At 30.4% G+C, this 9,151-nt stretch carries 10 protein-coding genes and 4 tRNA genes; 3 read left to right on the top strand and 11 right to left on the bottom strand.

Features of this window, described 5'->3' with window-relative positions:
- Window positions 1-403 precede the first annotated feature (403 nt).
- Window positions 404-1,345 (bottom strand): GNAT family N-acetyltransferase, encoded by a 942-nt coding sequence (locus B8978_RS19015; protein ID WP_084117857.1) that lies wholly within the window; start codon window positions 1,343-1,345, stop codon window positions 404-406.
- Between the two features lie 230 nt (window positions 1,346-1,575).
- Between B8978_RS19015 and B8978_RS19020 the strand changes: the two genes are divergently transcribed.
- Together B8978_RS19020 and B8978_RS19025 are read left to right on the top strand one after the other, a co-directional pair.
- A complete protein-coding gene (locus B8978_RS19020) occupies window positions 1,576-2,739 on the top strand; it encodes a class I SAM-dependent methyltransferase (protein WP_084117858.1) in 1,164 nt (387 codons plus the stop codon).
- A gap of 115 nt (window positions 2,740-2,854) precedes the next feature.
- Window positions 2,855-3,508 carry a DUF4230 domain-containing protein gene (locus B8978_RS19025; protein ID WP_084117859.1) on the top strand — a complete coding sequence of 218 codons (654 nt, stop codon included), beginning with the start codon at window positions 2,855-2,857 and terminating at the stop codon, window positions 3,506-3,508.
- Between the two features lie 367 nt (window positions 3,509-3,875).
- Here B8978_RS19025 and B8978_RS19030 read toward each other — a convergent pair whose 3' ends face one another.
- The 4 genes from B8978_RS19030 to B8978_RS19040 form a co-directional block, all read right to left on the bottom strand.
- Entirely contained in the window at window positions 3,876-4,061 is a 186-nt protein-coding gene (locus B8978_RS19030; protein WP_084117860.1) for a hypothetical protein, read from the bottom strand.
- An 81-nt stretch (window positions 4,062-4,142) separates the two neighbouring features.
- Window positions 4,143-5,651 (bottom strand): carboxypeptidase M32, encoded by a 1,509-nt coding sequence (locus B8978_RS19035; protein ID WP_084117861.1) that lies wholly within the window; start codon window positions 5,649-5,651, stop codon window positions 4,143-4,145.
- Between the two features lie 24 nt (window positions 5,652-5,675).
- The gene (locus B8978_RS19995; protein ID WP_176212762.1) at window positions 5,676-5,834 is read right to left on the bottom strand and encodes a hypothetical protein; all 159 of its coding nucleotides are present in this window, start codon (window positions 5,832-5,834) and stop codon (window positions 5,676-5,678) included.
- Window positions 5,835-5,843: 9 nt separating this feature from the next.
- Entirely contained in the window at window positions 5,844-6,536 is a 693-nt protein-coding gene (locus B8978_RS19040; protein ID WP_084117862.1) for a beta/alpha barrel domain-containing protein, read from the bottom strand.
- A 212-nt stretch (window positions 6,537-6,748) separates the two neighbouring features.
- Between B8978_RS19040 and B8978_RS19045 the strand changes: the two genes are divergently transcribed.
- A complete protein-coding gene (locus B8978_RS19045; RefSeq protein ID WP_084117863.1) occupies window positions 6,749-7,078 on the top strand; it encodes a YbjQ family protein in 330 nt (109 codons plus the stop codon).
- 33 nt (window positions 7,079-7,111) lie between these two features.
- Here B8978_RS19045 and B8978_RS19050 read toward each other — a convergent pair whose 3' ends face one another.
- The 6 genes from B8978_RS19050 to B8978_RS19075 form a co-directional block, all read right to left on the bottom strand.
- The gene (locus B8978_RS19050) at window positions 7,112-7,618 is read right to left on the bottom strand and encodes an NAD(+) diphosphatase (protein ID WP_084117864.1); all 507 of its coding nucleotides are present in this window, start codon (window positions 7,616-7,618) and stop codon (window positions 7,112-7,114) included.
- Window positions 7,619-7,702: 84 nt separating this feature from the next.
- Complete coding sequence (sfsA, locus tag B8978_RS19055) at window positions 7,703-8,395, bottom strand: DNA/RNA nuclease SfsA (RefSeq protein ID WP_084117865.1); 693 nt, start codon at window positions 8,393-8,395, stop codon at window positions 7,703-7,705.
- Window positions 8,396-8,756: 361 nt separating this feature from the next.
- Window positions 8,757-8,833: transfer RNA gene (locus B8978_RS19060), tRNA-Arg, on the bottom strand.
- 6 nt (window positions 8,834-8,839) lie between these two features.
- Window positions 8,840-8,913, bottom strand: a tRNA-Gly gene (locus B8978_RS19065).
- Between the two features lie 9 nt (window positions 8,914-8,922).
- Window positions 8,923-8,997 (bottom strand) — tRNA-Gly (locus B8978_RS19070).
- Window positions 8,998-9,007: 10 nt separating this feature from the next.
- Window positions 9,008-9,091, bottom strand: a tRNA-Leu gene (locus B8978_RS19075).
- Between the last annotated feature and the right edge of the window lie 60 nt (window positions 9,092-9,151).

Genomic DNA, 9,151 nt, shown 5'->3' on the forward strand with positions numbered 1-9,151 from the left:
CTCAATTAAAAGTTTGATTAAGCTCATTTCGCTTAATTTATTATCTAATGTTATTTCTAACATCAAAAGAATTTGCTGGTTTACTTAATTCTTATACTCTGTTTAATTTTCAAAGATCACTGCGCTGTCATCTGACAGCTTATATAGTATATCACGGTTTCAAACTCTTTGTCAACATGTTTTTTTATGTTGATTTGCAGCTTGTCACTTGCGACGTGTTTTATAATACCATAAATATATATACTGTTTTGTCCTTTAATCTCTATCTATTTAAATTATACCACAAATGCTCCATATTTTTCGTGAATTCGGTTGTTTATGATTGTTGATACACTAGGTAAGGTATACATATAAATACCTCCTATTTTAATACAAATCATTTCATTAATATACTGCTATATTGTTATCCTTCTATTATTTTATAAAAAGTTATGTGGTCTTTCCATTGACCATTTATAAAAAGATACTTCTTATTTACTCCAAGTTCCATAAAACCTGAACTCTTCAATACCCCTTGTGATCTTACATTGTCTAATAAGGTAGATGCCTCTATTCTATGAAGTCCCATTTCCTTGAATGCATATTCCATTAATATCTTTAATGCCTCTTTCATGTAACCTCTTCCTTGATATACTCTATCCATAGAATATCCAACGATTCCACTCTTAAATACACCAAATACAATATTTGACAGTTGTATCTTACCTATAAGCTTATTATCCTTATATATTCCAAAACAAGCACCTACACCATTTAAAAATTGTTTATAATTTTCAACTAATATTTGCTTTTGAGCTTCCAAGGAATAAAAGCTTTCGTCTCTACTAGGTTCATATCTTCTAAGGTGTTCCTTGTTTCTAATATAATAATCAAGCATATCGTTTGCATCATCAACATTTAATATTTTTAAATTTATATTTTTCCCATATAACCTTAAAATATTAACAGTACTGAGAATACTATTTGTGTTAGAGTCTATTCCAAAAACTATTTCATTTTTATATATTTTATTGTAATAAATGCTGTTGGTTAATATTCCCTCAAGAGTGAAGCCTGCACTTATGAAAGGTCTTGTACTAATTTCTTCATCTACTATAATATTAATCTTATTTATGTTTTCATTTTTAAATAGTGATGTTATAAACAGCTTAAGACTTTCCTCTAAAAATTGCGCACCTTTATAATCATGCCTATAAAATTTTATTCTAGCAAGACAATATTTATTTTCTTTAGATATATCAATTATAGTTATTCTTCCTATAGTTATTCTAAGTTTATCTCTAATTATATATTCTCTTGTTTTACCATTTGCAAGTTCCATAGTTATATTTGACTCTTTAATCATTGTCTTCTCCCATTCAATGAAATACTTATTTATAATATCGTCTATTATAATTTTTTCTTCACTTCACTATAATAATTTAAACATATAACAGCTAACATTATATCATATGTTCCATTTTTAACTTTTAAAATAATTAAAATACCTTTACAGCATACTATTAATAAATCATAATATGTTTATGATTTATTTAAGGACATAATTGTTTTTTAGAAAGGTATATGGTGATTATTATGAACAAACAAAATTTAAGCAAGCTTAAACTTTTCCTTGTAGGACTACAGAATAGGTTCACTGAAAATAGTTCTATATTTAATGGTATAACCGTTAAATATACTGCTGGTTTGAAAGAATTTAATGGTATTGGCTTATATGAGAATGATATTATAAAATATAATTTTAATGGAAAAACTGAATGCTATTCTATTGAAGATCTTTTGGACAAAATAATATGTGAAACTGAAAAATATGATGCGGTGGAATTTACGTACAAAGAAAGGGGTACAAATGTAGTTATTACTGCAGATAACAAGAATGTAAGGATGTCTAATGTTTCTGTTAAAGAAGACAATGATGCTGATAAGCCTCTAAAAACTTCCTCACTTCTAAATCGTAACTATTATATAAAAGTTGGAATGGCAGATGCTCTATTAAAAGAAATCGGAATAATGACTAAAGATGGTAAAATCAAAAACGACAAGATTAGAAAATATAATCAAATAGATCGGTATGTTGAACTTCTAGAAGGCATTTTAGATAAACTTCCCAGAAATAAAATTATAAACATTTTAGATTGTGGTTGTGGAAAATCTTACTTAACTTTTGTACTTAACTATTATCTTACAGAAGTTAAAAAGATAAAATGTCACTTTATAGGTCTTGATCATTCTGAAACTGTAATTTCAGCTTCTAAAAATATGGCAAACAATCTTGGATATAGAAATATGGAGTTTCATGCCATGGACATTAAGGATTATTGTCCTAACAAAAATATAAATGTGGTTATTTCACTGCATGCCTGTGATACTGCAACAGATATGGCATTAGCCCTTGGAATACGTCTTGAATCAGACGTCATAATAGCTGTGCCTTGCTGCCATAAAGAATTTTTAAGTCAATACAAATATGAGCCATTTAAAGATATAACCAAATATGGTGTTTTTAAAACAAGACTTGCTGACGTTCTTACTGATGGTATGAGAAGCCTTATGTTAGAAGCTAAAGGTTATGATGTTTCTGTAGTTGAATATATTTCACCTCTTGAAACTCCTAAGAATCTAATGATACGAGCTTTAAAGGTAAAAGAAGATAATGACGCATTAATGGATTCATACATAAATCTTATGTCTACTTTAAATGTATACCCAGCTTTATATGACTTCTTAAATAACTGGTAAAAAGCATGTTTCATTTACAAAATATTTATTTTTTTTACATTTTCAATACTATATTTATGGTAGAATATAAGTTAATATAAGAAAAAACCTCACAATTAGGATGGTGGTAAATTTAATGAAATTAGCTTTAAAAAAAAGAACGATACTCTTAATTGTATTATGTCTCATTGTAGGTTTTGGCATTGCATATAGGATATATGTTCTACCTAACTCCTCTTCAAAGACTTGGACAATATCAAAAACTGAAGATGGTTCTAAAAAGTTTATATCCAAAGAAACCTTGGTTAGTGCTATTAAACAAAAACAAAAACTTATAACTACTGAAGTTGAACTTAATGAGAAGATAACAGTTGATAACAGTTGGGGAGATTGGAGTATATTTAAGAAGATACAAAACATAAATTTTGTAGGTACTGGTCTTTATTCTATAGATCTATCCACTTTGAGTAGTAAAAATATAGATATAAAAGAAAATACCATAACTGTAACCATAAAAAATCCAGCCATTGAAATGATAAATATAAATCATGACAAAACCTCTTATGAAGATACTGATAAAGGTCTTCTTAGATTTGGAGAAATCAAGTTGTCCACCGAGGATCAACAACTATTAGAAAAAACAGTTGAATCTAAAATGAGAGAAAAAATGTTAGAAAAACAATATTATAATACTGCAATATCTAACTCTGAAAGTTCTATGGTTAACTTAATCAAATCAATAGTTAATACTAAAGGCTCCATTTATACAGTTAAAGTCAAATTTTCTTAAAGCAAAAAGACTACAGTGCACAAGCTGTAGTCTTTTTTACAGTGCAGTTATACCCATTAACTGCATGTTAAACTTAGGTAAACCTTTTCCTTTATTAATCCCGTAGCTTTACCTATTTAGTTTATTGTATTAAAGTCCCCATCCCCCAATAGGTAAATAACACATAAACCATTTTTAAACCCATGAAAACATTAATAAACCCATAATTAAACTTTTATATCCCAACTGTCCTCTCGCCTCGAGTACCCCGTGGAAAAAAGTGAATAATGTATATTTGTTGTGTACGTTTACATTATATCACATGATCCTCGTGTCCACAATATGCTAAACTCAATTTTTAACATATTTTATAATTTTTTTTGATTTTTTAATTTATTCTTATTATATCTTTTATATCCTCATACAATCCTTTTACACACTTCTCACCTTTAAAATTCACACAATTTCCACAGCTATTGCATGATTTTCCTACACTCATAGCTGAAATTTTGAGTTTAGGATTATACTCCTCGCAGTTTTCTGCAACAACACTCTTCATTTCATTTTCTATCATAAATAAGCACCACCTAAAAAAAATTTTACACATACTATTTCTAGTATGTGTAAAATTTCTTAAGTTATACTTATATTAATTTTATTTTGAATATATACCTGTATATTTTGAATTTAGATAATCAATAAAATATTTAGCTGTGAGCTCTTCTCCAGTTACTTTTTTAATCAAATCTACTGGCTTATAAATTGCTCCATATTTGTGTATATTGTCTTTTAGCCAATTATGAACTATATTTAGGTTTCCTTTAGCTATTTCAGTAAACAACTCAGGTATATTTTCCTCCATTTTTTTTAAAAATTGAGCACCATATAAATTTCCAAGAGCATAACTTGGAAAATATCCAAAGCTTCCATCTGACCAATGAACATCCTGAAGCACACCTTCAGCATCATTTTCAGATTCAACGCCTAAATACTCTTTATATTTTTCATTCCAAATTCTAGGTAAATCTTTAACCTCAATATCTCCATTTATAAGGGCCTTCTCAATTTCATACCTTATTATTATGTGTAAACTATATGTTAACTCATCTGCTTCTGTTCTTATTAATGATGGATTAACATCGTTGATTCCATCATAAAACTCGTCTAGTGTTACACCTTTAAATTGAGGGAATATTTCTAAAGCTTTCGGATAAAAAAACTCCCAAAACGCCTTACTCCTTCCTATAATGTTTTCATAAAATCTAGACTGAGACTCATGAATACCCATAGATGCACCTGTAGCTAATAAAGTTCCTTGTAAATCATCAGGGATATCTTGTTCATAAATTGCGTGCCCAGATTCATGAATAAAACTAAATAAAGCTGATCTAAAGTCGTTTTCGTAATAATGAGTGGTTATTCTTACATCTTTATTGCCAAAATTAGTGGTAAATGGGTGCACAGATTCATCAAATCTACCTGCCCCTTTATAGTCATATTCCATCTTATCCATTATCTTTTTAGCAAAAACTTCTTGTGACTCTTTACTAAAACTCTTAGTAAAAAACTCCGTATTTGGCTTATACTGTGATTCTCTAATTTTTTTCAAAAGTTTTACAATAGCATCTCTAAGCTGGCCAAATAGAGCATCTAACTTTTCTGTATTAATACCAGGCTCATAAATATCTAAAAGAGCATTGTATTTATTACCTTCATATCCCCAATACTCTACGAACCTTTGATTATATTCAACCATCTTTTTTAAATGAGGTTCAAAAATTTTAAAATCAGATTTCTCTTTTGCTTCTTCCCATGCCGAACCTGATAATGATCCATCCATAACGTAATCTTTGTACTCCTTTTCAGGGATCTTCTTAGTTCTTTCATATTCTCTTCTAATGTTTGATATAATTGCCTTTTCCGTGTCATTAAGTCCATCTATGTCTTTGAAATACTCTATATACCCTTTAATTTCTTCTGATGTAGAGAGTTTATAACTTTCTCCAGACAAATAGCCTAACATCTGACTTCTATACTGTATTGCTTTTTTCGGCATATTTATCATGCTATCCCATTGTAGTAATGCTATAGAACTATTAATATATTCTATTTTTTTCAGATATTCTCTAAGCTCATTTAATTTATTTTCTACACATTTGTCCATATTCTCACTACCCTTTACTTTTATTTATGCAAGTATTGATTCTGTTTCTCTACAATATCTTGTAGTTAAGCACTGTCCTAAATTTCTTGGACACTTTTTGCACATACAATCCTGCACATTTTTATCGCAATTACCTTCCAAAAACTCTGGACAATATTTGCAATTAGCTTCTTCTTTAATCACTATTACACCTCATTTTTGTCTATTTTCTAGTTCCTTGTATCTATCTCTGTAAGTATCCATTATTTCGCTAAATATATTACCACTGGCTTCTGGAGTATATGTGATTGCATTTGCACCAGCATCTATGGTTTCTCTTATAGATTCCTCTGTATTGCCTCCTGTTGCTATTATGGGGAATTCAGGAAATTGTTCTCTTATCATCCTTACTATGTGAGGGGTTCTTTTAGCACCAGAAACATTTAAAATTGTAGCTCCTGAATCTATCCTTGATTGTATATCTTCATATTCTGAAAGCACACTTACTACAATTGGTATATCAATTGTTTCTCTTACCTGCCTTAATACTTCATTTGGAGTTGGGCCATTTAATACAACTCCCATAGCCCCTTTAAATTCAGCATCTAGAGCCAGATTTATAACCCTTTTCCCTGTTGTAAGTCCTCCACCTACCCCGCAAAAAACTGGAACATCGGCAGCCATTAGAAGTGCCGATGTTATAACAGGTTGTGGTGTAAACGGATAAACTGCAATTACAGCGTCTGCATTCGTATTTCTTATTATTGCAACATCAGTTGAAAACACAAATGATTTTAATCTTTTGCCGAAAACCCTTATACCACTGGCATTTCTTATTATTGATGGCAATTCTATCATGTGACTTCTTAGTGTACCTTTTACATCTGGGACATATTTATTTGCCATTATCTCACCTCTACAATAAAATCTTCTCTAACCTTTACATATATTATAAAATCATATTATCACTTTATAGATTAATTTTCTATATTTAAAATATTAATATTTTTCACATTTTTTAATATCGTTGACAAATCCTTCAATTAGTTATATTGTTTATTTATATTTCTTATACTTAAAGATATCTTATAAAAAAATTATAAGGGGAGTGAATACTTATGGACAAGAATTTTGTAACTACAGCCTTTGACTTTCAAGGATATAAAGTAATAAAAAACCACGGAATAGTAAGAGGAATAATTGTTCGTTCAAGAAGTCTATTTGGTAATATCGGCGCTGGCTTTCAAAGCCTTGTAGGTGGTGATATTTCACTATATTCTAAGCTTTGCGAACAAACAAGAGAGGACGCTTTTAAAAACATGCTTGAACATGCTAGTTCTCTTGGGGCTAATGCCATTATTGGGATGAAATACGATGCCAATGAAATTGCATCAGGAATAACAGAAGTTTTGTGTTATGGTACTGCTGTCACTATAGAAAAAGAATAAGTACATCATGTCCAGAATTATTATAGCATGCTTCTAATTCCGGACATTTTTTATTTCTTCTAATACCATTTTTACTACACTTTTACCTATTGTATCTTCGCCCATTTCATCTATAGCATTTTCTATATTGGTCCATCCAGCCCAATCTACTTCCTCTGAGCTAATTATTTCTCCAGCCTCATATTTCGCCATAAACGTAAGCATTACTATTTCTTTAGCTTTTAGATAGTAACTTCCTAAATATTTTGGATCTTTTGCGATTATGCCGGTTTCTTCCTTAACTTCCCTTAAAACTGTTTCTTCAACTTCTTCGCCATTACTTACATATCCAGAAACAAGAACCTTAGAATCTTTAAATGTATAATTTTGTCTAAGCATCAATAACATTTTATTGTCCTTAACCACAGCAACTATTATACATGGTTTAGGAGTATCGAAATACATAATATCATCTATTGGACAGTATGGCACTCCACCTTCATCATAACTATATTTTTCTTCAAGCCGTCCTCCACATATAGGGCAGTATATAAACTTCATAATAATTATTCCTCCTGTTTACTTTATTCATCCTCAAAAAATATTATAATTAAAAAAATCCATAATGTATATACGCTTTCAAATTTACAAAACTACCTTAATTGACTTAGTTAAAGTTATATTTTCCATACCAACCTCACATTCATATGCAAAAATATCAACACCTGCTTCATTTGCCTTTCTAAGTGCATCCCCAAAATTTTTATCCATTATATCATATGGCATAAATTGTTTCATATTATCCATTTGTAATAAAAACAAAACACCTGCTGAAAATCCCTGCTTCTTAGCTTCAATAAGTTCAAGTAAATGCTTGCACCCTCTCTCCGTTGGTGCATCTGGAAATTTAGCTATACCTCTATCCTCTAATGTAACCCCCTTTATCTCAAGATAATATATGTTTTCTTTATTATCTGTAAGTTTAAAATCAAATCTGCTATTGCCAAAGGTCTTTTCTCTCTCTATTTTCTTATATTTTTCTAGTCCACATATATTTCCTTTCTTTAAAGCCTCCTCAACAACCTTGTTAGGTATTTGAGAGTCAATATTAATAAGTTTATCTCCTTTAAAAGCTGCAATTAAATCATATTTAGTTTTTCTATTTATCCCATTTTCCTCTCTTAAAAGAACTGTACAGCCCTGTATCAATATTTCTTTACATCTTCCTGTGTTGGGCACATGTACCATCACAACTTCATTATTTAGTTTAACGTATGCCTTAAATCTATTAGGTCTATTTATAAACTCCGCACATAAAACATTTTTATCTATTCTCATATTATTACATTCTACTCCTTATTACATACATATTAGTATACTATTCCACAAAGTATACTACAAATGTGTATATATTAACACACCCTGTTGATAAGTTATGCACAATTACTGTTTTTAATGCTAAAAGCTTTTCATACAAGGGTTTAGCTTTGTAGATAACTTATCCACATTATAAACACCACTATATGTTGATAAATTTATTAATTCAAGTACAAAATATACGCTTTTAAAAAAATTATTAACAGAAATGTGTTTATATCTATTAAAAAACTGTGGATAATATAAAAGTTATCCACAGTTTTTATTAATATATCCTATTTTTTGTTAAATCAAAAAGTAACCTCTTTAAAAGAAGTTACTTTGGTGCGTTTTAAGGGATTCGAACCCCCGGCCCACGCCTTAGAAGGGCGTTGCTCTATCCAACTGAGCTAAAAACGCATATTATGGAGCGGGTGAAGGGAATCGAACCCTCGTAATCAGCTTGGAAGGCTGACACTCTACCATTGAGTTACACCCGCATATTGTATTGGAGCGGAAGACGAGATTCGAACTCGCGACGTTCACCTTGGCAAGGTGACGCTCTACCACTGAGCCACTCCCGCATATTAAATTTGGTGCAGGTGAAGGGACTTGAACCCCCATGCCGTAGGCGCTAGATCCTAAGTCTAGTGCGTCTGCCAATTCCGCCACACCTGCACAGACAATTTTTAATAAGCAAATGCTTAGTTAAACAATACTGTAAAACCAAGCATAAGC

Source organism: Clostridium acidisoli DSM 12555, assembly GCF_900176305.1.
GTDB classification, from domain to species: Bacteria; Bacillota; Clostridia; order Clostridiales; family Clostridiaceae; genus Clostridium_I; species Clostridium_I acidisoli.